At 78.3% G+C, this 300-nt stretch carries 1 protein-coding gene; it reads left to right on the top strand.

The genetic code is table 11. From position 1 onward, the window contains the following. Positions 1-101: 101 nt before the first annotated feature. Positions 102-300, top strand: a 199-nt coding sequence (locus tag A4V12_RS18640; RefSeq protein WP_159028890.1) for an aminotransferase class III-fold pyridoxal phosphate-dependent enzyme, incomplete at its 3' end; no start/stop codon positions are given.

Here is a 300-nt window from a genome sequence, read left to right as displayed (position 1 = left end):
CCCCCCCCCCCCCCCCCGCCCCCCCGCCCCCCCGGGGCCCCCCCCCCCCCCCCCCCCCCCCCCGATCCCCCGAACCCCCCCCCCGGAGGGGCGCACCCGCCGTGACCACCCCCCCGCCCGCCCTGAGTGTCTTCGAGCCCCTTGAGTCGGAGGTGCGCAGCTACTCCCGCGGTTGGCCCGCCGTGTTCGACCGTGCCCAGGGCGCCCGCCTCACCGACGAGGACGGGCACACCTACCTCGACTTCTTCGCCGGCGCCGGCTCGCTCAACTACGGGCACAACAACCCCGTGCTGAAACGCG

Source organism: Streptomyces noursei (assembly GCF_001646665.1).
GTDB classification, from domain to species: domain Bacteria; phylum Actinomycetota; class Actinomycetes; order Streptomycetales; family Streptomycetaceae; genus Streptomyces; species Streptomyces lavendulocolor.
The sequence above is the reverse complement of the archived record's forward strand: the minus strand, read 5'-3'. Positions and strand labels throughout refer to the sequence as shown.